The organism is Streptomyces sp. NPDC047117, from assembly GCF_040643545.1.
GTDB lineage: Bacteria > Actinomycetota > Actinomycetes > Streptomycetales > Streptomycetaceae > Streptomyces.
In genome coordinates this window covers 43,237-66,540 of the sequence record NZ_JBEYUN010000025.1, presented here as the reverse complement: position 1 = coordinate 66,540, position 23,304 = coordinate 43,237, and the positions used below count along the sequence as shown (strand labels likewise).

At 73.1% G+C, this 23,304-nt stretch carries 18 protein-coding genes, 1 tRNA gene and 1 pseudogene; 7 read left to right on the top strand and 13 right to left on the bottom strand.

Features of this window, described 5'->3' with window-relative positions:
• Nucleotides 1–9: 9 nt before the first annotated feature.
• From ettA to ABZ840_RS33730, 5 genes are all read right to left on the bottom strand, one after another.
• Nucleotides 10–1,674, bottom strand: a complete 1,665-nt coding sequence (gene ettA, locus ABZ840_RS33750; RefSeq protein WP_361566543.1) for an energy-dependent translational throttle protein EttA — start codon at nucleotides 1,672–1,674, stop codon at nucleotides 10–12.
• Between the two features lie 299 nt (nucleotides 1,675–1,973).
• Nucleotides 1,974–3,386 (bottom strand): Cys-Gln thioester bond-forming surface protein, encoded by a 1,413-nt coding sequence (locus ABZ840_RS33745; RefSeq protein ID WP_361566540.1) that lies wholly within the window; start codon nucleotides 3,384–3,386, stop codon nucleotides 1,974–1,976.
• A gap of 253 nt (nucleotides 3,387–3,639) precedes the next feature.
• Nucleotides 3,640–4,338 (bottom strand): single-stranded DNA-binding protein, encoded by a 699-nt coding sequence (locus ABZ840_RS33740; RefSeq protein WP_361566537.1) that lies wholly within the window; start codon nucleotides 4,336–4,338, stop codon nucleotides 3,640–3,642.
• 303 nt (nucleotides 4,339–4,641) lie between these two features.
• Nucleotides 4,642–6,855 (bottom strand): GTPase, encoded by a 2,214-nt coding sequence (locus ABZ840_RS33735; protein ID WP_361566534.1) that lies wholly within the window; start codon nucleotides 6,853–6,855, stop codon nucleotides 4,642–4,644.
• A gap of 362 nt (nucleotides 6,856–7,217) precedes the next feature.
• Complete coding sequence (locus tag ABZ840_RS33730; protein ID WP_361566531.1) at nucleotides 7,218–9,092, bottom strand: GTPase domain-containing protein; 1,875 nt, start codon at nucleotides 9,090–9,092, stop codon at nucleotides 7,218–7,220.
• A 311-nt stretch (nucleotides 9,093–9,403) separates the two neighbouring features.
• Between ABZ840_RS33730 and ABZ840_RS33725 the strand changes: the two genes are divergently transcribed.
• The 5 genes and pseudogenes from ABZ840_RS33725 to ABZ840_RS33705 form a co-directional block, all read left to right on the top strand.
• Nucleotides 9,404–9,476: transfer RNA gene (locus tag ABZ840_RS33725), tRNA-Arg, on the top strand.
• A gap of 75 nt (nucleotides 9,477–9,551) precedes the next feature.
• Entirely contained in the window at nucleotides 9,552–10,097 is a 546-nt protein-coding gene (locus ABZ840_RS33720; protein ID WP_361566529.1) for a low molecular weight protein-tyrosine-phosphatase, read from the top strand.
• On the top strand, nucleotides 10,094–10,975 hold the full coding sequence (locus tag ABZ840_RS33715; protein WP_361566526.1) for a fructosamine kinase family protein: 882 nt from the start codon (nucleotides 10,094–10,096) through the stop codon (nucleotides 10,973–10,975). Before ABZ840_RS33720 ends, ABZ840_RS33715 begins: the two co-directional genes overlap by 4 nt.
• Nucleotides 10,976–11,320: 345 nt before the next feature.
• Nucleotides 11,321–12,373, top strand: coding sequence for a glucose 1-dehydrogenase (locus ABZ840_RS33710; protein WP_361566523.1), 1,053 nt, complete (start codon nucleotides 11,321–11,323; stop codon nucleotides 12,371–12,373).
• Between the two features lie 178 nt (nucleotides 12,374–12,551).
• Nucleotides 12,552–13,280: pseudogene (locus ABZ840_RS33705) on the top strand (ribonuclease BN); the annotation flags it as partial.
• Nucleotides 13,281–13,595: 315 nt separating this feature from the next.
• Here the strand turns inward: ABZ840_RS33705 and ABZ840_RS33700 are convergent.
• The 8 genes from ABZ840_RS33700 to ABZ840_RS33665 form a co-directional block, all read right to left on the bottom strand.
• Entirely contained in the window at nucleotides 13,596–14,111 is a 516-nt protein-coding gene (locus ABZ840_RS33700) for a hypothetical protein (RefSeq protein WP_361566520.1), read from the bottom strand.
• Nucleotides 14,112–14,439: 328 nt separating this feature from the next.
• Entirely contained in the window at nucleotides 14,440–15,117 is a 678-nt protein-coding gene (locus ABZ840_RS33695) for an ATP/GTP-binding protein (RefSeq protein ID WP_361566518.1), read from the bottom strand.
• On the bottom strand, nucleotides 15,098–15,457 hold the full coding sequence (locus tag ABZ840_RS33690) for a DUF742 domain-containing protein (RefSeq protein WP_361566516.1): 360 nt from the start codon (nucleotides 15,455–15,457) through the stop codon (nucleotides 15,098–15,100). The genes ABZ840_RS33695 and ABZ840_RS33690 overlap by 20 nt, the downstream gene beginning before the upstream one ends.
• Complete coding sequence (locus ABZ840_RS33685) at nucleotides 15,454–15,861, bottom strand: roadblock/LC7 domain-containing protein (RefSeq protein WP_361566514.1); 408 nt, start codon at nucleotides 15,859–15,861, stop codon at nucleotides 15,454–15,456. Before ABZ840_RS33685 ends, ABZ840_RS33690 begins: the two co-directional genes overlap by 4 nt.
• On the bottom strand, nucleotides 15,858–17,447 hold the full coding sequence (locus ABZ840_RS33680; protein WP_361566512.1) for an ATP-binding protein: 1,590 nt from the start codon (nucleotides 17,445–17,447) through the stop codon (nucleotides 15,858–15,860). The genes ABZ840_RS33685 and ABZ840_RS33680 overlap by 4 nt, the downstream gene beginning before the upstream one ends.
• A 313-nt stretch (nucleotides 17,448–17,760) precedes the next feature.
• Nucleotides 17,761–18,915, bottom strand: a complete 1,155-nt coding sequence (locus tag ABZ840_RS33675) for a rod shape-determining protein (RefSeq protein WP_361566509.1) — start codon at nucleotides 18,913–18,915, stop codon at nucleotides 17,761–17,763.
• Between the two features lie 173 nt (nucleotides 18,916–19,088).
• Entirely contained in the window at nucleotides 19,089–21,164 is a 2,076-nt protein-coding gene (locus ABZ840_RS33670; protein WP_361566506.1) for an FUSC family protein, read from the bottom strand.
• A 109-nt stretch (nucleotides 21,165–21,273) separates the two neighbouring features.
• Complete coding sequence (locus ABZ840_RS33665) at nucleotides 21,274–21,729, bottom strand: hypothetical protein (RefSeq protein WP_361566504.1); 456 nt, start codon at nucleotides 21,727–21,729, stop codon at nucleotides 21,274–21,276.
• Nucleotides 21,730–21,909: 180 nt separating this feature from the next.
• On the opposite strand from ABZ840_RS33665, the gene ABZ840_RS33660 reads away from it, so the two are divergent.
• Both ABZ840_RS33660 and ABZ840_RS33655 read left to right on the top strand, forming a co-directional pair.
• A complete protein-coding gene (locus ABZ840_RS33660) occupies nucleotides 21,910–22,530 on the top strand; it encodes a helix-turn-helix domain-containing protein (RefSeq protein ID WP_361566501.1) in 621 nt (206 codons plus the stop codon).
• Nucleotides 22,530–23,252 carry a hypothetical protein gene (locus ABZ840_RS33655; protein ID WP_361566499.1) on the top strand — a complete coding sequence of 241 codons (723 nt, stop codon included), beginning with the start codon at nucleotides 22,530–22,532 and terminating at the stop codon, nucleotides 23,250–23,252. Before ABZ840_RS33660 ends, ABZ840_RS33655 begins: the two co-directional genes overlap by 1 nt.
• Nucleotides 23,253–23,304: the final 52 nt, after the last annotated feature.

Here is a 23,304-nt window from a genome sequence, read left to right as displayed (position 1 = left end):
CGATCAGCCTCAGCCTCGGGTCAGCTTCTTGTAGGTGGCGCGGTGCGGGCGGGCGGCGTCCGGGCCGAGCCGCTCGATCTTGTTCTTCTCGTACGACTCGAAGTTGCCCTCGAACCAGAACCACTTGGACTCGCCCTCGTACGCCAGGATGTGCGTGGCGACCCGGTCCAGGAACCAGCGGTCGTGGGAGACGACCACGGCGCAGCCCGGGAACTCCAGCAGCGCGTTCTCCAGCGAGGACAGGGTCTCGACATCGAGGTCGTTGGTCGGCTCGTCGAGGAGGAGCAGGTTGCCGCCCTGCTTCAGGGTCAGCGCGAGGTTCAGGCGGTTGCGCTCACCACCGGAGAGCACGCCGGCCGGCTTCTGCTGGTCCGGGCCCTTGAAGCCGAACGCGGAGACGTACGCGCGGGACGGCATCTCGACCTGGCCCACGTTGATGTAGTCCAGCTCGTCCGACACCACGGCCCACAGGGTCTTCTTGGGGTCGATGTTGGCGCGGTTCTGGTCCACGTACGAGATCTTGACCGTGTCGCCGACCTTGATCGAACCGGAGTCCGCGGTCTCCAGGCCCTGGATCATCTTGAACAGGGTCGTCTTACCGGCACCGTTCGGGCCGATGACACCCACGATGCCGTTGCGCGGCAGGGTGAAGGACAGGTCGTCGATGAGGACCTTGTCCCCGAACGCCTTCGAGAGGTGCTCGACCTCGACGACGATGTTGCCCAGCCGCGGGCCCGGCGGGATCTGGATCTCCTCGAAGTCCAGCTTCCGGGTCTTCTCGGCCTCGGCCGCCATCTCCTCGTACCGCGTCAGACGGGACTTGGACTTGGCCTGCCGGCCCTTGGCGTTGGAGCGGACCCACTCCAGCTCTTCCTTCAGACGCTTCGCGCGCTTGGCGTCCTTCTGGCCCTCGACCTTCAGGCGCGTGGCCTTCTTGTCCAGGTACGTGGAGTAGTTGCCCTCGTAGGGGTGCGCCCGGCCGCGGTCCAGCTCCAGGATCCACTCGGCCACGTTGTCGAGGAAGTACCGGTCGTGGGTGACGGCGACGACGGTGCCGCTGTACTGCGCGAGGTGCTGCTCCAGCCACTGCACGGACTCGGCGTCCAGGTGGTTGGTGGGCTCGTCGAGGAGCAGCAGGTCGGGGGCCTCCAGGAGGAGCTTGCAGAGCGCGACGCGGCGCTTCTCACCACCGGAGAGCTTGGTGACGCCCCAGTCGCCGGGCGGGCAGCCCAGCGCGTCCATCGCCTGCTCCAGCTGGGTGTCCAGGTCCCACGCGTTGGCGTGGTCCAGGTCCTCCTGCAGCTTGCCCATCTCGTCCATGAGCGCGTCGCTGTAGTCGGTCGCCATGAGCTCGGCGACCTCGTTGAAGCGGTGGAGCTTGTCCATGATCTCGCGGGCGCCGTCCTGGACGTTCTCCAGGACCGTCTTGGACTCGTCCAGCGGCGGCTCCTGCAGCAGCATGCCGACGCTGTAACCGGGCGACAGGAACGCGTCACCGTTGGACGGCTGCTCCAGGCCCGCCATGATCTTCAGCACCGTGGACTTACCGGCACCGTTGGGGCCCACGACACCGATCTTCGCTCCCGGCAGGAAGTTCAGGGTGACGTCGTCGAGGATCACCTTGTCGCCGTGCGCCTTGCGCGCCTTGCGCATGGTGTAAATGAACTCAGCCAAGAGAAACCGTCCGGCAGTCTGGATCTGGAAGTGGGCAGTACTACCCATCTTGCCGTACGCCGGTCCCCCGATGAAAACGGGTAACGACCCGAGCCCCCTCAGCCCGGGGGCGGAAGCCCCTCCGGGGAGCCACTCCGGCGGGGTGGGGCGGCGTGCGCGGGAGCGCTCCCGGAGAGCGGGCAGCCGACGGCCCCGGGCGCCTGGGGCGCTCCGGGGCCGGGGCCTGCTGCTTGCGGTGAGCGTCGCTCACCGCGGGTCACGCCACTGCTGCAGCGTCACCCTTACTGCACTTGCCGCTCTTACTGCGTGACGCCGGCCTTCTTCTTACGGAGGAAGAACACCGCCGCACCGCCGATCACGACCAGCGCGACCGCGACACCCGCGATCATCGGCGTGGCGTTGCTGGAACCGGTCTCCGCCAGGTCGCCACCGGTGTCACCCGCCGAGTCGCCACCGGTACCACCGGCCGACGCCGGGCTCGGGTGCGCGGACGGGGCCGGGGTGCTGTCGCCACCGCTGCCCGCGGTCTTGCAGTCCAGGACGCCGGTGAACTGCTTCGAGAAGCCGTTGTCACCCTTGACCGTGATGTCGTACGACTGGTCCTCGGCGACCGGCACGGTCACCGTCTGGGACTTGCCGGGCGCGACCTCGTAGTCCTTGCCCGCCAGCTGGAAGTGGAACGCCTCGTCACCCTTGTTGCTGGCGGTGACGTCGACGCCGCCCTTCTTGCAGTCCTTCTCGGCGGTCACGGCCGGAACCGCGCCCTGCTTCGCCCAGGAGGCCGTGGCCACGGCGGAGACGGTGGACTCGCTGGAGCCCGCCAGGATCTGCGTCTGGCTCTTGGCGTGCTGACCGACACCGGTGAACGCGCGGCCCACCGGCACCTTCGTGGCGGCCTGGACCGTCAGCGAGGTCGAACCGTCCTCGGTACCGGCCGGCACGTCGAAGAACAGCTGCGAACCGTTGGGCGCGCTGGTGACCGGCTTGCCGCTCTTGTCGACGACCTTGACGCCGGACGGGGCGTCCGCCGCCGGGGTGACCGCCGCGCTCTGCGCGTTGGTGTGGACGGTGACCGGGCCGATCCGGCTGCCGGACTTGCCGGAGACGGCCGGCGGGTCGAGCGTCAGGGACGCCGTCGGCTCCGCGAGGTTCTGCGCGCTCTTCTCCAGGTAGTCCGCCAGCTTCTCCGCCGCGGGGTTCACCGCGTCGACGTCGGCGTGGTCGGAGAAGCGCCAGATCGCGACCTGCGTACCGGCCGCCGCGGTCTTCTCGGTGAGCGTCCCGGCGCCCGCCTTCTGCGCGAGCGCGGCCAGGTCGTTCACCTGCGGGTAGGAGTTCTGCAGGATCCAGCGGATCTTGCCGGCGTCGCTGTTGTTGTGCAGCGACGACTGGCTCCAGGGCACTTCCTGGTACTTGGCCTGGTTCTGCGTCGGGTTGTGGATGTCGATGCAGTACGTCTGGAGCGCACCGCCCTTGTCGACAGCCATCTCGAACAGCCCGGCGCCGATCTTCTGGTCCCGGCCGTTGTCGTGGATGACGGCCTGGTCGTAGACCTTCAGGCCGCCGAGCGTGGCGGTGACGCCGCTGTGCGCCGGGGGCGCGTCATCCGCGACAGCAGGCCCCGCAGTGGCTATCGCGCCCGCCGCCGCCAGGCCCGAGGCCAGGACCGCGGCGGCAAGGCGGGCCGCACCGCGCCTCTTCACAGAAATCATGAAATTCCCCTCTGGGCGAGGCAGGTCGATGGGAGGTGGCCTCGCCGGAAAGAACCGAGAACTCAACAGCCGAACGGAACGATCAGCCCCCGTGAGTGCTCGTGATGATCAGCCCCCGTGAGTCACTCGTGGATCCTAGAGAGCGAGCGCAACAGCGTCCCCAGTGATGCCGTACGACAAGCGATCCGAATCGCAATCGTTACCGAACGAAGCGCCGCTGACCTGGGATTATCGACAAATCCCCGGGGGCAATTCAGGACACTGGCACCTTCTCCGGCGAATCACTTCCCATCACGGAAGCATCAATTCCGCCCCCACGGGCCTCATTTGCTGCTACAGAGTGCGCAGTTCCGCTCGTGAAGAGGTCACTTCCCGGCAGGGGGCGGTCAGTTGGAGAGCCGTCCGTTGTAGTGCCTTCGGTTGTATTGCCTTCGGCGGTATTGCCTTCCGCTGTACCGCCTTCTGCTTCAGAAGTGGTGCTTGGGCTGGCGCCCGGGTCGGGCGCGGGTGCGGTTGCCGTTGCCGTTCCGGTTGCGGCGGCGGAGGTGGTCGCGTCAAAGTCCGTGGCGGAGACCGTCGTCCGGGCGACGCGGCGGAAAGCGGCCGTGCCGCGGGTGAGGTCGTGCCCGATCGCCACGGCGTCGACCTCCGCCGCGAACCACCGGCCGCCACCCCGCTCCGGCGGGTGCTCCCCCTCGCGCATCGTCAACCTCCCCCGTACGAGGAGCGGTTCGCCGACCGCCACCGAGGCGGCGAGATTGTCGGCGAGGGTGCGCCAGGCCCGCACGGTGTAGAAGCTCGTGGGACCGTCCGTCCAGCGGCCCTGCTCCCTGTCGAACCGGCGCGGTGTGCACGCCATCCGGAACCTCGCCGCTGCCGCACCGTCCTTGGTATAGCGGTGCTCCACCGCCGTCGCCGCGTTCCCCGTCAGCGTCACCATCGTGTCGGTCATCGTCATCTCCCCCGTTCTGTCGCGGCCGTTCCGTTCTCCCCGGCGAGCTCCGAGCCCGCCATCGGCCGCGTCGTGAAAACCATGCTGCCCGGATCCGCGAAATCGCGTCGGGGGCTGTGGACAACCACCGAGCGGGACGGGTCGGGAAGGACGTCGGCGAGGGATTGGGGGCCGGGTGGGGGCCGGGTGGGGAAAAGACCGCCACTCGTGTGGGTGAGCAGCCCGAGCGGCCGGGGCAGCCGCCACCCCTCACTCGCCCGGGACTCCCCCGCCGGTCAGGCGCTCCCCCGCCGGTTTAGGCGCTCACGCGCCCGCCGCCACCGCGTACTGCTCGCGCACCTCCCGGTACCGCAGCAGTTCGGCCGCGACCGGCTCCAGCACCCGGGCCCGGCCCGCCCCCGCCGCCGCGGCCCGCAGCTCCCGCTCGGCGTCCTGTCCGTACCGCCGCGCCGGGCCGCGCGCGGCCACCCCGCACAGCCAGGACAACGCGGGCCCGCCGACCGTACCGATCGTGATCAGCGCCAGCGCCGGCAGCCAGCCGGCTCCGCCGGACGCCCGGTCCACCCCGCACAGCAGGCCGACCATCCAGAGGGCACCCAGCACCTGGAGCCCGACCAGCAGTCCCTGTCCCCCGGCGGCCACGGTCCACCACCGCGGCTTCGCCGGCGGCCCGGCCTGCAGTGCCTCGTCGGCCGCCTCCGCCGCCCGGTCCAGCGCTTCCGGCAGCCCGAGCGCTCCCTTGTCCGCCGCCTCACGCACGGCCTGCGCCCACGGCACGGGCAACCCCCGCGCCGCCCCACCTGCCACGGCCCGTACCGCCTGCTCCGTAACGGTCCGCGAAGTCTGCGCGGCGGAACCGGAGGAGATGGCGGAGGCATTCGAGGCAGTGGAGGCAGATGGGGCGGTGGAAGCAGCCGCCACGGACCGCGCGGACGGCACGGAAGGAACGGAGGGAGCGGAGGGAGCGGAGTGAACGGACGATCTGGAGGCGTAGGCCGTGCCGACGGCACCCGGCGACTCGGCAGCCCGCCCGTACACATGGGCCTGTCCGTACTCGCTGCGCTGCCCGCCCCCCGTTCCTGTCGTCGCTCCCGTCACCGCTCCGGTGACCGGGCCGAGTGGCCCCTCGGCAGCGGCTTCTCTCCGTCTCGCCGCGTCCGCGCGCCAGTTGCGGAGGCGTACCCATGGGGTGGCACAGGCGCGCTCCGCGTGGCGCAGCCAGTCGCGCTCCGCGGCGCGTCCGGTCGCCGCGGCGCCCACCGCCTCGGCGAGCCGCTCCTCGAAGTCCTCACGTGCCTGTTCGGTCAGGCCGACCTGGCCGTCCGCCACGTACACGGGCTGCAGCCGTTCCGCCGCCGCGTCCACGTCGGCGGCCAGGCGACGCCCCGCCGCGCCCCGCTCCCCCACGAACTGCCGCAGCGCGTCCCGCAGTTCCTCCACGCCCTCGCCGGTCGCCGCGGACAGCGCGAGTACCGTGGCGCCCGGCTCGCCGTGTTCGCTGAGCGCCAGACCGTCCTCGTCGAGCAGCCGCCGCAGATCGTCGACCACCTGGTCGGCGGCGTCGCCCGGCAGCCGGTCCACCTGGTTGAGCACCACGAACGTCACCTCGGCGTAGCCCGCCAACGGGCGCAGGTACCGCTCGTGCAGCACCGCGTCCGCGTACTTCTCCGGGTCCACGACCCAGATGACGGCGTCCACGATCTTCAGCAGCCGGTCCACCTGGGCACGGTGACCGACCGCGGCCGAGTCGTGGTCCGGCAGGTCGAGCAGTACGAGTCCGCGCAGGGCGTGGTCGCCTGCGGGACCGCCGACCCGCCCGCCTTCGGGCGCGCCTTCGGATTCGGCACCCTGGACACCGCCCGGACCGGCCGCCGTACCGGGGGCGTACCGCCGCGATACGGAGATCTCCAGCCGGTGCAGCAGGGCCTCGGCGCCTGCCCGGTCGCCCGGCCACACGCACGCCACGGGCTGCGAGGTGGTCGGCCGGCGCGCGGCCACCTCCGAACACGGGGCGCCGGAAAGCGCGTTGAAGAGCGACGACTTGCCGCTGCCGGTCGCACCGGCGATCGCCACGACCGTGTGCTCGCCCGACAGCCGGCCCCGCTCGTCCGCCGCGTCCAGCACCTTTCCGGCCTCGTCCAGCGTCCGCCCGTCCAGCCGCGTCCGGGACAGCCCGATCAGCTCGCGCAGCGCATCGATACGGGGCTGCAGCTCGTCCTCCACGGTGCGCCGTACGGGCGGCACGTACGCGTACGAGGGGGCGGCGTCCCGTGCCGCCTCGGCCGCCGGCTCTCCTGGCGCCGCATCCGCCGCGCCCCCTGAAGCGGCGGGGACAGCCGCCTGCGGTGCCACGCGATCGGCCTCCGGTACGCCGTGCCGGTCCTGCGGTACGGGGTGGCCCTCCCCCGACATGGCGCGGTAGCCCGCCTGCATGGCGCGGTACCCCTCCGCCGCAGCCTCGGGCGCGGCACGGTGCTCCTCCGGGGCGGCGCGGTAGTCCTCCGGCGCGGCAGGCACGCCCTCCGACGCGGCGCGATAGTCCTCAGGCGCGGCCGAATCGTCCTCCGGCACAACCCGCCGACCCGCGTACCCCGCACGGCCGGCGTGATCGGCACGCTCCCCGTGACCGGCCCGGCTCCCGTCAGCAGCTCGCTCCCCGTGAGCGGCCCGGCGCGCGATCAGCCCGTCGTCCCAGCCGCTCTTTCGTACAGCGCCGCCGTCCGTACCCTCGCGCTCACCGCTCACCAGAAGCCCTTTCCGTACGAACCAGCAGAGTGCTCAACGTCATCGAGATCACCGACGGCAACCGAGGCGGCCGTGACCGCCAGGCCCGCCACCGCCCGGGTCGTCCGTGACCAGGGCGTCCCCGCCCGCGCCCCTCACCCCGCCATCGCCCCCTCCGCCACCGGGCCGCGTTCGGCGGCCAGTTCGGTGCGCAGGACCGACAGGGCGGCGATCAGTCCGACCTGCTGCTCGGGCGGGACGGTCAGTTCGTCCAGGGGGGCCAGCCGGCGCTCGCGTTCGGCGGCCAGGGCCCGGCCCAGGTACGTGTCGAGCAGCGCGCCCCCCTTGTCGCGCAGCCGCAGCGCTCCGTGGGCGCCGAGCAGCTCGGCGAGGTTCTCGCCCGCCGTACGGGCCCGGCGGCCGCCCAGCAACGTGGTGGCCAGCAGCGCCGCCGCCTCTTCGGGTACAGCGGCCCCCGTACGTTCCGGACCGCGCGGCTCTCCGGGGACAGCGCGCGCGTCGCGTGTCAGCCCCCGTACGCCGCCGAGCAGCCCGCGGGCGTCCCCGGCCGCCTCCCGTGCCGCGCGGGCCTCGCGTGCCTCCTCCTCCGCGAGTTCCTCCAGGCAGCGGCGCCAGCGCCGGGCAAGGATGCCGAGCCGTCCGGCGATGCTCGCGTCTCCGGAGGCGGCGGGCCCGGCCGCTCCCTCGTGTGTCGAGGAGCCCTGCCCCAGTAGGGCCAGTCCGGCAGCCGCAGGGTCGCGCCGCCAGGCCTCAGCCGTCCGCTCGTCCGCCTCCTCGACCGCGCAGCACAAGAGGGAGGCGAGGCCGCGGGTGAGGGAGTCCAGCAGTTCGTCGGGGCGGCCACCGAGGGCGTGGTCGCGCCAGTTGGCGCGAGCGTCGCCCGAGAGGACGTCGCCGCCGGTCACCGCGGCCCGTACCCGTACGGCGGCCTTCTCGTACGCCTCGTCGACCCGGTCGGCCAGCCGGACCGCCGCGGCGTGCTGAGCGGCGGAGGCACCGGCCAGCGCGGGCAGCCGGGCGCGCAGCGAGGCGATCGCCCCGGCCACGGAGCGGGCCGCTGCCGCCTCCCGGGCCACCGGGTCCTCGGCGTGCCGCTCCAGCCAGGCGCGGAGCGCGGCGACCGCGGTGGCCGGCAGCAGGCCGCTGCCGCCGCCCGCCGACTCGGGCAGCTCGGGGATGGTGAAGCGCGGCACGGCACCGAGGCCCGCGCGGTTCAGCAGGGCCGCGTACCGGTCGGTGATGTCCGGCGCGATCTGGTGCGGCACCCGGTCGAGCACGGTGACGAGCGTGACGTCGTACTCCTTGGCCGTGCGCAGCAGGTGCCAGGGGACGGCGTCGGCGTACCGCGCGGCCGTGGTGACCAGCACCCATACGTCCGCGGCGCAGATCAGCTCCGCAGCGAGCTCCCGGTTGCGGGCCACGAGGGAGTCGATGTCCGGAGCGTCCAGAAGGGCGAGCCCCCGAGGGACACCCCGGTCCGTCTCAATACGCAGCGGCGCGGGCCCATCGCCCTCGGAGGCAGCATCACCGTCCCCCTCCTCGTCTTCGTAGGCGCCGACCCCCGCACCCCCTCCCTCGCCGTAAAAATCACTTCCGCACGAACCCTCCCCATACGGGTGATTCCCGGCGCCGCCCTGCTCGGGCATCCACAGGCGGACGAGGTCGGGCAGCACGCGGGGGCCGGCGAACCAGTGCCGGTCGTCGGGGTGGCACACCAGGACGGGCGTACGCGTCGTGGGCCGCAGCACGCCCGCCTCGGTGATGTGCCGCCCGACGAGGGAATTGACCAGCGTGGACTTCCCGGCGCCGGTGGATCCGCCGACGACCGCCAGGAGCGGTGCCTGAGGAGCACGCAAACGGGGCATCACATAGTCGTCGAGGTGAGCGAGGAGTTCGGCACGATCGCGGCGGGCTCGCGCGGCCCCTGGAAGCGGCAGCGGGAAGCGCGCGGCGGCGACGCGGTCACGCAGCACGGAGAGCGCGTCGATGATCCGGGGTCCTACGTCCAAGGTCGCCACATGTGAAGAATGCCCAATTTCGACGCCTTTTTGAAGCGTATAGCCCCATGTGCGCGCCGTACGAACCCGCTCAAAACGGTATGTGTGGCGCGTGGGACGCCCGCGACAGGAGGGGCTCAGGCATAACGAGTGCACAACACCCGTCCCGTGAGGCGCCAAAACCGGTGCAGAATTCGTACCTGCCTGCGATTATCGGGACCGCTTCACCGAACCTCCACAACGTGCCACGGAGGTGAAGCAACCGGGACGAGGCACGCGGCCCCCTATCCTGGTCCGCGGTCCGTGATCCACGTTCACACCCGGCCCCCGTAGCTCAGTGGATAGAGCAGGTGCCTTCTAAGCACTTGGCCGCAGGTTCGAGTCCTGCCGGGGGCGCTTTCAAGGCCCTCCCTGGGGAGGGCCTTTCTGCTGGGCAGCGTAGTCGCAGGCGGGCGGTCGTACGCTGGGCGTGTGCACATCTGTTTCGTCTGCAGCGGGAACATCTGCCGGTCTCCGTCGGCCGCGCTGGTCTTCGGTGAGCATCTGCGCCGGGCCGGGCTGGACGGGGCGGTACAGGTCAGCAGTGTCGGCATCGGGCCCTGGCACGTCGGGGAACCCATCGACGAACGGGCCGGCGAGGTGCTGGCCCGGCACGGTTACCCCACTCGGCACGTCGCGGCCCAGCTCGGTGCCGCGCACATGGACGCCGATCTGTTCGTGGCGATGGACCGCGGTCACGAGAAAGCGCTGCGCCGGCAGGTGACGGACGCGTCGCGGGTGCGGCTGCTGCGCTCCTTCGATCCGCGGGCGGCTGGTACCGGGGACTCCGATCCGAGGGCGGCCGGTGCCGAGGGCTTCGATCCGCGAGTGGCTGGTGCCGGGGGCGCGGGGGCCGGGCTGGAGGTGCCTGATCCGTACTACGGCGGGCCCGAAGGGTTCGACGAGGTGCTGGGCATGATCGAAGCCGCGATGCCGGGGCTTGTCGCCTGGGTGCGCGAGCGGCTGGACGACGCGTGACAGCCGGTACGGCGGCCTCGGACGGCGAGGGCCCGGAGGCCCTGGCGGCCCGGCTCACCGGGCGGCAGGTGAGTGGGAAACCGCGGCTGTCGGGAGCGCTTGCCGAGGTCGCGCTCGACGACGGGCGGGTCGTGGTCGTCAAGCAGGGTGACAGCCCCGGCGCGGTGGCGGCCGAGGCGGCCGGGCTGCGCTGGCTGGCCGAAGCCGACGCGGTCCGGGTCCCCGAGGTGCACGGCCGGGACGGGCGCCGACTGGTGATCGACCGCGTGGCGACCGGACGGCCGAGCGCGGGCGCCGCGGAACGCTTCGGCCGGGAGCTGGCCGCCCTGCATGTCGCCGGGGCACCCGCCTTCGGTGCCGCGCCGCCCGACGGCCCCCGGGACGCCGCCATCGGGCTCGCCCCGATGCGCAACGTCCCCGGCACCGACTGGCCCGAGTGGTACGCCGAGCACCGGGTCCTTCCGTATCTGCGCCGCGCTGTCGACGACGGCACGGTGCGTTCCGCCGAGGCAGCCGTGATCGAGGGCGTCGCGGCGCGCCTCCCCGAACTGGCGGGCCCGGCCGAACCGCCCGCCCGGCTCCACGGCGACCTGTGGAGCGGCAACGTGCTGTGGGGCGCGGACGACCAGGTATGGCTGATCGACCCGGCCGCGCACGGCGGCCATCGCGAGACCGACCTGGCCATGCTGCACCTGTTCGGCTGCCCGCATCTGGATCGGGTGCTCGCCGCTTACCAGGACGCCGCGCCGCTGGCCGACGGCTGGGCCGATCGCATCGGCCTGCACCAGTTGTTCCCCCTGCTGGTCCACACCGTGCTCTTCGGCCGCGGCTACGCCGAACAGGCCCTCGCGGCGGCCCGGTCGGCCGGTCGGATCTGATCGACCGATCGAATCTGATCGGCCGGTCGGATCTGAGCTGACGCCTCGTCGCCCCCACCCCGCGAGACCCCACGAGATCTCCCCCACCGCATAAGCCCCGCCCGGACGGGTGACACCGCCCCTCCCTCTGTGGGTTCGTCGGGCGGTGGCGGCGTGGGGAGGTGACGGCGCGGACGGTTCGGAGGTGAATGAGGGGCCGGGTGCTCCCTGCCCGGTCGGAGGGCGCCTTCCCATGGGTACTCGGGTCACCCCCACGGGTACGCGGTGGTGCGCGGTCGCACCCCGTCCGTAGTGGTGGAACGCCTGCCGGTGGGGCGTGGTGGAGCGACGAGAGGGTTTGTGAGTATGCGTGCGCTGACCGTCCGGCCCTTGCAGCCGGGTTCGCTGGAGGTGCGGGAGGTGCCCGATCCGGTGGCCGGGGCGGGCGAGCTGCTGGTGGACGGCCTCGACGTCGGGGTGTGCGGTACCGACAAGGAGATCGCGGCCGGCGACTACGGGGCCCCGCCGCCGGGCCGGGACCGGCTCGTCCTCGGGCACGAGTCGCTCGGGCGCGTGCGCGAGGCGCCTCCCGGGAGCGGCTTCGCGCGCGGTGACCTGGTGGTGGGGGTGGTCCGCCGGCCCGACCCCGAACCGTGCGGGGCGTGCGCGCGGGGCGAGTTCGACATGTGCCGCAACGGGCGCTACACCGAGCGGGGCATCAAGGAGCGGGACGGGTACGCGAGCCGCGCGTGGACGGTGGAGAGCGAGTACGCGGTACGGCTCGACCCGGGGCTGCGCCGGGTGGGGGTGCTCATGGAGCCCACCACCGTGGTCGCCAAGGCGTGGGAGCAGGTGGAGCGGGTCGGGGGCCGGGCCTGGTTCGCGCCGGAACGGGTCCTGGTGACCGGCGCGGGGCCGATCGGGCTGCTGGCGGCGCTCCTCGGTGTGCAGCGGGGGCTCGACGTGCACGTACTGGACCGGGTGACCGGCGGGCCGAAGCCCGGACTGGTCCGGGACCTGGGCGCGACGTACCACAGCGAGGACATCGACCAGGTGACCGAGGCGCTCCGCCCGGACGTGGTCATCGAGGCCACCGGGGCGGGGCACCTGGTCTTCGACGCGATGGCCGGGACGGCCGCGTACGGGATCGTGTGCCTGACGGGCGTCTCCCCGGCCGGACGGCAGCTCACCATCGACGCGGGCACCGTCAACCGGGACCTGGTGCTGGCGAACGACGCGGTGGTGGGCTCGGTCAACGCCAATATGCGGCACTACCGGCAGGCGGCCGACGCGCTGGCCGGCGCCGACCACGACTGGCTGGCCCGCATGATCACCAGGCGGGTGCCGCTGGCCCGCGCACAGGAGGCGTTCACCGCGCGGGAGGACGACATCAAGGTCGTCGTCTCGCTGGAGGAGTGAGAACGGAGGCCATGGGCGCGGAGGACGGTGGCGACGTATGACGGTGGGACCTGAGTCGACCGGACCCGAGCCGACGGGACCCGGGTCGACAGGACCTGAGTCGACGGGACTCGAGTCGACGGGACCTGAACCCGCAGGGCCAGGCCGCGTCCCGGAGCGGCGGCACCGGCGCCGCCTGATCCGGCGCGTACGGCACCGGCTGCAGATCCGGCGGTTCCGGGAACGCGGCAGCGAACTGGAGCTGCTGCACCGTGCCATGGGCTTCGGCGCGCTGGGGCTGGTGACGCTCGTGCCGCTGCTGATCGTGGTGGCCGCGGCCGACCCGGTACGGCACCGCGGCTTCGCCCTCTGGCTGGTCGACGGCATGGCGCTGTCCGGCCGTTCGGCGGACGCGGTGGAGAGCGTCTTCACCGCGCCGCGCCAGGCGGTCGCCACCACGAGCGCGGTCAGCCTCGTCGCCCTCGCCGTCTTCGGGCTGAGCTTCGCGGGCAGCGTGCAGACCGGGTACGAGAAGACCTGGAGCCTGTCGGTCGGCCCGTGGCACCGGGCCTGGCGACAGCTCGTCTGGCTGGCCGTCCTGCTGGCCTACCTCTACGCCGAGGTGCAGTCCCGCGGCGCCCTACCGGAGCCGCTGCGGATCGTGCTGAACCTCTTCGCCGGCGTGCTGTTCTTCTGGTGGGGCCAGCGCTTCCTGCTCGGCGCGCAGGTCGCGTGGCGGGCGCTGCTGCCCGGTGCGGTCGCGACCATGGCGGGCCTGACGGGGCTGCGTGCCTTCTCGTACCTGGTGTTCGCGCCGCTCATCGTCACCAACGCGGTCAGCTACGGGCCGGTGGGCACCGTGCTGATCGTGGAGTGCTGGCTGGTCGGGGTCGGCTTCGTGGTCTTCGGCGGGGCACTGCTGGGGCGGCACTTCCACGACCACCCCGAGCGCCATGTGTTCCCCCGCGTACGCCGGGCCGTACACGTCCGCCACGTCCACCACCTGCGGCCCGCGCCCCGAGCCGCCCAGGGCAAGAACCCGGCGCGGCCCACCCGGGCCAAGAACCGCGCGGACGGCCGTACGCAGGAAAGCCGCGCGGACGGCCGTACCCGGGACGGGGACCCACCGCCACCCTCCGATGAGCCCCCGCCACCCTCCGGCAGTCCCCCGCACACCCCGTGAACGGCCGGGCCGACCCCGGCCCCCATGAACGGCCGGGTCCCTCTCCGCCCGGCCCTCACCTCACTTGGCCGGTGCTTCCCTGATGTCCGTGATCTGGCGGGTCTCCAGCGAGCTGCGGACCGCTACCCGGGAGGTGCTCGGCCTGCTGCCCGAGTCCCAGGTCAGGGTGACGACCGTGTACGAGCTGCCGGTGCCTGAACCGTCGTAGGCGACCGACCACTTGACCGGGACGTTCTGCGCGCGCAGGACGCCATCGGCGTGGTTCTTGGACTCCCACGTGGCGAGGCGCTTGCGCAGGTCGGCGCGGAGGTAGTGGGTCCGCAGCTGTCCGGCGAGCCGGCCGTCCTCGTCGTACACGGCGTCGATGTACGCGCCGTAGAAGTCCGCGACCCGGTCCACGGTCGATTCGGGGCTGCCGCCGCGCACCGGTTCGGCCGCCGTCTGCGCCGCCGGCCGGACGGGCGGCGGTGTCGTGGTGGCGCCGAAGGCCGGGATGGCGGCGGAGGCGGTGAGGAGCGCGGCGGCGGCCGTGCCGATGACGGCGGTGCGGCGACGCGCGGGACGGGAGGTACGCATGGTGATTCCTTCCCCCAGGATGAGCGTTTGGTCCCTGAGTCAGTGGGTCCACGAGATAAGACACTCATATGCCTGGGAAGGGTTGTATTCGACCCGGTGTGTCATTCGGGGTTCCCCGGGATGGCGTCCATGTGTGTCCGCACTCCGGCCGATTCGACTCGGCCGCGTGTCGACGCCCGGCCGACGGGACCGCACGCACGGGACCGCACCCACGGGACCGCACGCAGGCAAGCACGACAGCAGGCCCAGCGGCATGACGGAGGGCCCGGCCCGGCGGTTGCCGGTGGTCCGGGCCCTCTCGGCGAGCGCGCCGCGGAGTCCTCGGGGCTCAGGTCTCCGCGGTGACGGCGAGGCCGTGCAGGTAGTGCATGAGCGTCATCAGGACGTCGCGGCTGGAGGTGCGCAGCCGGGCGTCGCAGTCCACGATCGGTACATCGGGCGGCAGGTCGAGGGCGCCGCGCAGTTCCTCGACGGGGTACTTCGGCGCCTCCGGGAAGGAGTTGATGGCGACGACGAAGGGGACGCCGCGCTCCTCCAGGCGCCCGATGACGTCGAAGCTGACCTCCAGGCGGCGGGTGTCGACCAGCACGACCGCGCCGAGCGCGCCGTCGAACAGGCCGTTCCACAGGAACCAGAAGCGCTGCTGGCCCGGGGTGCCGAAGAGGTAGAGCACCAGTTCCTCGTTGAGGCTGATGCGCCCGAAGTCCATCGCGACGGTCGTGGAGGTCTTGCGTTCCACGCCCAGGGTGTCGTCGACGCCGACGCCGGCCTGCGTCATCGTCTCCTCGGTGGTCAGCGGACGGATCTCGCTGACGGCGCCGACCAGGGTCGTCTTGCCGACCCCGAAGCCGCCCACGATCACCACCTTGACCGCGGCCGTCGCCGAGTCCGGCAGCTCGTCCTCGCTCCGCGGCCCGACGACCGGCTCCGCGGCGAACGTCTGACCGGCCACGGGCTGCTCGGCGAGCGCCTGTCCGGCGGTCGGCTCAGAGCTGTTGAAGTCCATGGATCACCGCCTCGATAAGGGAACGGTCCGGAAGTTCTGCGGGCGGGACGGGCGCGCGCGCCACCACCCGCCCGTCGGCCAGCAGGTCACCCAGGAGCACGGTGACCACGCTGACCGGAAGCTTCAGGTAGGCGGAGAGCTCCGCCACCGACAGGGGGGAGTGGCACAGCCGCATGATCGTGGCGTGCTCGGGCTGTACGCCAGGTCTCGGCGAACTCTTGGCCACGATCAGCGTGACCAGGTCGAGGGAGAAGGTGTCGGCGGCGCCGGTGCGCCCGCCGGTGATCACATAGAGCCGCTCGGGGCTCTCGTCCTCCCACTCCTGGCCCGCTGTGCTCATGCGGCCGGTCCCTCACCGCGCGGCGGGCTGCTGAGGTGCTCGCCGATCCGCGCCACCAGGTCGCGCATCTTCATCCCGATCAGTCCGGCGTCCACCCCTTCGTCGGCCAGCACCGCGAGGTAGGCGCCCGAGCCGGCCGCCATCAGGTAGAAGAACCCGCCGTCCAGTTCGATGACGACCATGCGCATCTTGCCGTCGCTGCGCGGGAATTCGGCGGAGACGGCACCGGCCAGGGACTGCAGGCCGGCACAGGCGGCGGCCAGCCGGTCGGCGGTGTCGTTGTCCGTGCCGTACTGGGCCATCCGCAGGCCGTCCGAGGACAGCACGACGACGTTGCGGGTCTGCGGGACGCTCTCCGCCAGGTCCTTGAGCATCCAGTCCATGTTGGCCCGGTGCTGAATCATGGCAACTCACTCTTTTCCGACGACTCGTCACTCTTCGGCCCGGCGGCCCCGCCCGGTTCTCCGGAGAGGCCGCTCTGGAAGGCGGCCAGCCACATGCCGGGCTGCACCTCGGGGGCGGGCTCCGACGCGGAGGACCGGTGGTCTGCGGTGTCGGGGGCGGTGGACGCCTGCGGCGCGGGCCGGCCGGCCGGCGCGGTGGCGCGGGACTTGCGGCGCCGCTGCGGCAGCCCGTTGGCGGTCCGCTCGGTCACCACGGGTACGTCTTCCTGGGTGCTCTCGGCCCGGGACGGCAGCGCCGTAGGGGCTGCGGGTGCCGCGGGAACCACGGGCGCCGCGGGCACGGGCCCGGTGGCCTGACGCGGGACCGCCGGGCGCGCGGTGCGCTCGCTCACCGGCCCGGAGGACGCGCCGATGCCGTGCGCGCGTCCGGTGGCCGGCGCCGTGGTGATCAGGTCCTGCGGCACGATGAGGACGGCGCGCACACCGCCGTACGCCGAGGGGCGCAGCGACACCTGGAAGTCGTACGCCTGGGCCAGCCGGCCGACGACCGCAAGGCCGAGCCGCGGGGTCTCCCCCAGGTCGTTGACGTCGATGCCCTCCTGGGCCTGCTGAAGCATCCGTTCGGCCCGCATGCGGGCCTCCTCGCTCATGCTGACGCCGCCGTCCTCGATCTCGACGGCGATGCCGGACTGCACCTCGACCGCGGTCAGGTGCACCCGGGTCTGCGGCGGGGAGTAGCGGGTGGCGTTGTCCAGCAGCTCGGCGAGCGCGTGGATGAGCGGCTCGACGGCCTGGCCGACGACGGCGACCTCGGTGACGGAGTGCAGCTCGACGCGCTGGTAGTCGATGATCCGCGACATCGCGCCGCGGAGCACGCTGAACAGCGGGACGGCGCGGCTCCACTGGCGGCCGGGGCGGGCGCCGCCCAGTACGGCGATGGAGTCGGCCAGCCGGCCGATCAGCGCGGTGCCGTGGTCCAGCCGCAGCAGGTCGCCGAAGACCTCGTGGTTCTGGCCGTGCCGGTCCTCCATGCCGCGCAGTTCCTGCGCCTGCTGGTGGACGATGGCCTGGACGCGGCGCGCGATGTTCACGAACGCGCGCTGGGCGGACTCGCGCAAGTCCTCCTCGGCGACGACCGCCTCCAGGACCGAGCGGAGCACCGCCTCGTGGGCCGCGGTAAATTCGGGGGTCAGCCGGGCCTCGCGGGCCTCCTGCGCCAGCCGCCCGGTCATCGAGGCGAGGACGTCCTCGGGGAACTCCTCCTGGCCGAGCCGGTGGACGACCTCGGGCAGCAGCTCCTCGGCGAGCCGTACGGTCGCGGCCTCCTGGCGGGCGAGCACCTCGGCCTGCGTCCGGGAGGTCCGGCGCAGTTCCAGCAGGGCCCGGCCGCGGCGGGCGACCTCGGCGGAGAGGAGCGCCACCGCGACGGTGGCGACGCCTCCGGTCCACAGGACCGGCGTCAGCGCGTCGGAGGGGACCAGCACGGCGGAGACGACGGCGGCGATCACGGTGAGCGCCGCCGGCAGTATCCACACGAACGCCGAAGCCGGTCGCAGGCCTCCGGGCGACGATCCTTCTCGAACCATCAGCACCCTCAACCAATCGAAAGATACGGGGAAGTTCTCGGGCGCAGCGGTGAGGGCAGCGTCGACACACAGATCACCAGTGGTAACTGCCAGTACGCTGAGCCGGTCTCAGCATAACCGGACTTGATCACTCCTTGACGCCAGGTCATGTCGCCGCAGGTGGAGGGCTATTCGGGGCGCGGAACGGGCGGAAGTGTCCGCGCTGTGGACGCCTCCGGGCCACCCGCACACCATCCTCCGTACGGCACGCGGGCACGCCGGTTTGCCACGCGGGCAAGGGAGTTGGCCGCGCGGCTTACCAACGGGCGGGTTCTCAGAGGCGCACGGTCCGCCGCGGCAGGTTCCTGGCGTCCGCCAGCAGTCCGTTCATGGTGGCGAACTCCTCCACGCACCGGCCGGTGCCCGCCACGACGCAGTTCAGCGGGTCCTCGGCGACCACGACGGGCACGCCGGTCTCCTGGGTGAGCAGCCGGTCCAGGCCGCGCAGCAGCGCGCCGCCGCCGGTGAGCGCGATGCCGTGCTCGATGACATCGCCGGAGAGCTCGGGCGGGCAGGCGTCCAGGGTGCGGCGGACGGCCCGCACGATCGCGTCGACGGGTTCGGCGAGCGCCTGCCGGACCTCCTCCGCGGTGATCTCCTGGACCCGCGGCAGGCCGTTGACGTGGTCCCGGCCGCGGACGGTGCAGGAGTCGAGACGTACCGGCACGGTGGTCTCCGCGTCCGTCTCCGTGTCCGCGTCCACCTCCGCCTCCGCGTCCGTCTCCGCGCCGTCGGCGGGCGGCTGCGGCGCGCGGTCCTCGTCCGGCGTCCGGAGCGCGGAACCGATCGCGATCTTGATGTCCTCGGCGGTGCGCTCCCCGATGTCCAGCGCGTGCTTCTTCTTGACGTACGCCAGGATCGCCGCGTCCATCGCGTCGCCCCCGACCCGTACCGAGTGGGCGGTGACCAGGCCGCCCATCGAGACCACGGCGACCTCGGTCGTGCCGCCGCCGATGTCCACCACCATGCAGCCCACCGGCTCCGCGACCGGCAGCCCGGCGCCGATCGCGGCCGCCATCGGCTCCTCGATCAGCTGCACTTCGCGGGCGCCCGCGCGCTTGCCGGAGTCGATGACCGCGCGCCGCTCGACGCCGGTGATGCCCGACGGCACGCAGATCACCACGCGCGGGCGGGAGAACCGGCGTCCGGGCAGCGCCTTCTTCAGCAGCCCCCGCAGCATCCGCTCGGCGGCGTCGAAGTCGGCGATCACCCCTTCCTGGAGCGGCCGCATCGCGGTGATGCCGGAGGGGGTGCGGCCGATGGTGCGCTTGGCCTCCGCGCCGACCGCGATGACGTCGCCCGCCGCGTTGACAGCGACCACGGACGGCTCGTCGAGCACCACGCCCTTGCCGCGTGCGTACACCAGGGTGTTGGCGGTGCCCAGGTCGATGCCTATGTCGTACGTACCGCCGGAGGAAGTGCTGGCCATGAGGAGTTCGTTCGCTCGCTTTCGGCTCGGACTGCGGGTACGCCCGCGGCGCGGCGTGCGGATCCCCCCGACATCGCGCCCCAGACGGCAGCAATGACGTCAATAACGGGCGATTACCTACCCTACCGGCGTTGCATAGGTGCACGCCGCCCGGCCCGGGGAGGAACACGCGCTCAGCTCCGGGTCCGGTTCAGTGCCCGTGCGAACTCCTCCAGCGCGTCCACCAGCAGCTCGGCCGCGCGCAACGCCACTCCCCCGCCCTCGGCCCCGGCCCCGGCCTCCCACTCCGCCAGCCGTCGGCGCAGACCGGTCCAGTCCATGTCGCCGCCCTCCCGAACGGCCCGCGCCGCACGCTCCACCGCGGGCCCCAGCTCGGCGGCGAACGCCTCGGCGCCCGGTGACGGTTCGGCGTCCGGGCCCGGCAGGTGGGCCTCCATCACTATGGTGACCCGGCCCATCGTGTTGAGGGCCGCTGCGGCGTCCTCCTCGGCGGCCGGGGAGAGCCCGCGGTGCCGTACCGGCTCCTGCTCGGCGCGTTCCCCGCTCTTCACCCAGGCGACGCGCGCCGCGCGCAGGTCGAGCAGGGCCTCGCGCACCCGGCGCGGCCGGCGTTCGGCGGGCCGGGCGTAGATGTCCAGGACGGCGGTGGCGTACCGGCCGCCGGCGAGCAGCCACTCCGCCAGCCGGTCGCGCAGCCGTGAGGTCTCCCAGGCCGGGAAGACGGCGTACGAGAGGGTCGCCAGCACCCCGCCGAGGAGCGTGAGGACCACCCGCTCCTGGACGGTCTGCTCCCAGCCGGCGCCCGCGATGCCGAGCAGGAAGACGACGTACGCGGCGACGCAGGCGGAGGTGACCGCGACGCCGGTGCGCAGCAGCAGGTACATCAGGAAGACGCAGACGACGGCCAGCGCCGCGTCCACGTACTGCCCGGGGTGGAGCAGGGCGAGGACGCCGCCGCCGACGGCGACGCCGAAGAGGGTGCCGGTGAAGCGGGCGATGCCCCGCTGGTAGGTCTGCGCGAAGTCCGGGCGCATGATCATGACGGAGGCGAGCGGCGCCCAGTAGCCGTGCCCGAAGGGCAGCGCGGTGCCCGCGAGGTAGCCGACCGCGGCGACCGCCGCCACGCGCAGCGCGTGGCGCAGCACGAAGGAGGACCACCGCAGCTCACGCCGTACGGCCCGCAGGACCACCGGGACCTGCCGGTGGACGGCGGGGCGCAGCAGGTGGGGGCGGTCGCCGTCGGTGACGGGGCCGGTCGGCTCGACCGGTTCGTCGGCGGCCTCCACGGCGTCGGCCAGCAGGCTCAGCAGCCGGGCCGCCGAGCGGCGCGCCGGGCCGGTCAGCAGGTCGCCGGTGACCGGTACCTCCATGATGTCCATGACCTCGGCGGGCAGCCGGACCGGGCGGGCGTGCCGGATGGCGGAGGCCACCGCGTCCAGCACGGTCGCCGCGGCGTGCAGGAGTTCGCGGACGCGGTCCCGCTCGGGCCCCTCCAACGGCGCGCCGACGACCGGGTCGGCGAGCGAGGCGAGTACCGGGCGCACCTGTTCGGCGAGGGTGCGCGGGCCGTGCAGCTGGGCGGGGCGGCGGCGGGCCTGCCGGGCCGTGACCCGGGAGGCGAGCCGGGCGTCCATCAGGGGCTGCGGGTCGAAGGGCGCGACCGGGTCGTGGCGCAGCCGGCGCGCGTAGTCGGCCTCGGCGGCGAGCGCGTCGGCCAGCGCGTCCCGCTGCCGTCCCCAGCGGCGGACGGGGAAGAGCACGATGAGCGCGGCCTGGACGCAGCCGCCGGCCGCGATGAGCGCGGCGTGTTCCAGCGCGCCCAGGACGGAGGTCGGCAGCGTGACGGTCACCAGCATCACCGCGACCGTCTGGGTGCCGATCAGCCCGGAGACCGGCCCGACCGCCCAGCACAGCCCCGCGAGCAGGGTCCAGGCGCTGAGCAGCAGGACGAAAAGCACGGTGTGCGAGGCGGCGAGGTAGCCGAGGAAGGTGGAGACCGAGAGGCCGCCGGCGACGGCCAGGGCGAGCAGCGGGCGCGGCCGCCAGCTGCGCTGGAAGGTGGCGATGGCGGCGGAGAAGGCCCCGAAGGCGGCGGAGACGGCGAGTACCGGGGAGCCGAGCCACAGGCAGCCCCCGATGACGATGGCCACGCCCACCGCGCCGCGGACCGCGATGAGCGGGGTCAGCTTGGCGCGTTCGACGGACAGTCCGGCGCGGGCGGTCTGCTTCAGCGCGCTCGTCCAGGTCATAGCGAGAGAATACGTGCCACATGCGCGGAAATCGGGCGGCCTGCCACGCGCGGCACCTCCGTACCGGCCGCCCCTCGGATCACGGCCGGTACGGAGGAAGGGGCGGCCGTCAGCGGCGGCCGGGGCTGCAGTCGATCTGGGTGAGCTTGATCGGCTTGGTGGCGTCCAGGCCGACGTAGGCGGTGAAGTGCTGGTCCCTGCCGCGCGGCCAGCTGGTGGTCACCGTCGCCCAGCCGACGCCCGCGGACTGCGCGGTGGTCACCCGGCCGATGGTGATGTCGCGCGGGGCGTTCTGCGCGCAGAGCAGCACGTCGTACTTCTTGTTCTGCTCGACGCGCTTCTTCAGCGCGTCGCCGACCATGTGGCGCCGCTCCCACCGGCGGGGCCCGTGGTTGCCGTAGAACCCCTCCAGGAAGTGGTGGATCTGCTCGGCGCCGTAGCGGGCCGGCGCCTTCTTCGGGGCCGGGCTGGCGGCGGGGGCGGAGGCGGCGAGGGTCAGGCCGCCGCCGAGCAGGGCGGCGCAGAGCGCGGAGACGGTGACAGCTCGCGAAGCCTTACGGATCATCGAATGTCCTCTTCTTCCGGATTTCATCCGCATTATGCGGACCTCACCCGAGCAGACACGCCGCACCGCGCGAGGGTTGCACGACCCGCGGCGCAAGCACCCGCCCGGCCCAACGGAGGCCCGCGCACCCCTGCCGCGAGCGGGCGCCATTAATAGAGTGCGTGCTCTACTATTGGCTCGATGCGCACCGTCGACCCCGACCGGCACGCCCGCAAGCGGGCCCGGATCCTCCGGGCCGCCGCCGAGGAGTTCGCCGCCCACGGCGTGGACGGCACCTCCACCGCGGCCGTCTGCCGCCGCGCCGGCATCGGCTCCGGCACCCTCTTCCACTACTTCCCGACCAAGCGCGACATCTTCCACGCACTGTTCGCCGACGACGTGCCGCGCCACGCCGCGGCCTGCGACCGGGCGCTGGCCGCCGAGCGGCCCGACGACGGCCTCGACGGGCTGGTGGACCACCTCCTCGCCGACCTGCCCGACCCGCTCGTCCCCGGCCTCGCGGCGGCGGCCTTCCTCCAGGCCAACCGGGACGAGGCGTTCGCGCTGATGCTCGCCGCCGACGAGGCCCGCATCCACGCCGCCCTCGTGACGCTGCTGGAGCGGCTGGCGGACGAGGGCCGGCCGCTCGCGTTCGCCCCCGGGCGCGCCGCCGGCTGGCTCCAGCGGCTGATCAACGCCGCCTACCTGAGCGCCGACGAGGCCGGGTTCGACCCCGCGGCGCACGCCGCCGAACTGCGCCACATCATCGACTGGCTCGTGGGCCGCGTCCCGGCCCCGGCCCGAGCGGAAGGGCACACCTGATGTCTGCTGAGGACACGGCCGGGAAGGAAGCGACCCGGATCGGGCCGGGCACCGGCTCCCGCACGCTGGCCTGGGCCGGCTTCCCGGTTCTGGGCGCCGCGCTGGGATGGCTGCTGGACGCGGTGGCGGGCTGGGTGGCCGGGCTGCCGTGGGCGCCGTTCCAGGGCCTGTTCCGGCTCGTCGCCTCGCTCCCCGAGCCGCAGGCCACGATCGGCGCCGCGTTCCTCGGCCTGCTGGCCGGGGTGCTGCTCGCGCTGCTCGCCGAACACGACTACGTGCACGCCGCCGTCGGCCCCGCGCGGACCGTCCTCACCCGCGGGGGCCGGAACCACATACTGCACCGCGCGGACGTCTCGGCGGTCTTCCCGGACGGCACGCACCTCGTGGCCCTCGGCGGGCGCACCGAGGAACTGCTCCGCCTCAAGGGCGACTTCGACACCGGCGCGTTCGCCGCCGCGTTCCGCGCGCACGGCTACCCCTGGCAGGACACCGACCCGCACGCCGAGGAGTACCGCCGCTGGGTGGCCGGGCTGCCCGGCCTCGACGCGGGCGCCCACGCGCTCCTCAAGGCCCGCGCGCACGCGCTGGAGAAGAGCCGCGCGGACGACGCCGCCCAGCTGCGCGAGGAACTGGCCGCGCTGGGCATCGTCGTCCGCGAGGAGAAGAAGCAGCAGTTCTTCCGCCGCGCCCACGGCCTCCCGGCGGCGGAGCCGGAGGCCTGAGCGCGGTTCGCCGCCGGCCGGGTGCCCGCGTCCGGCCGGTCCGGCACCGCGT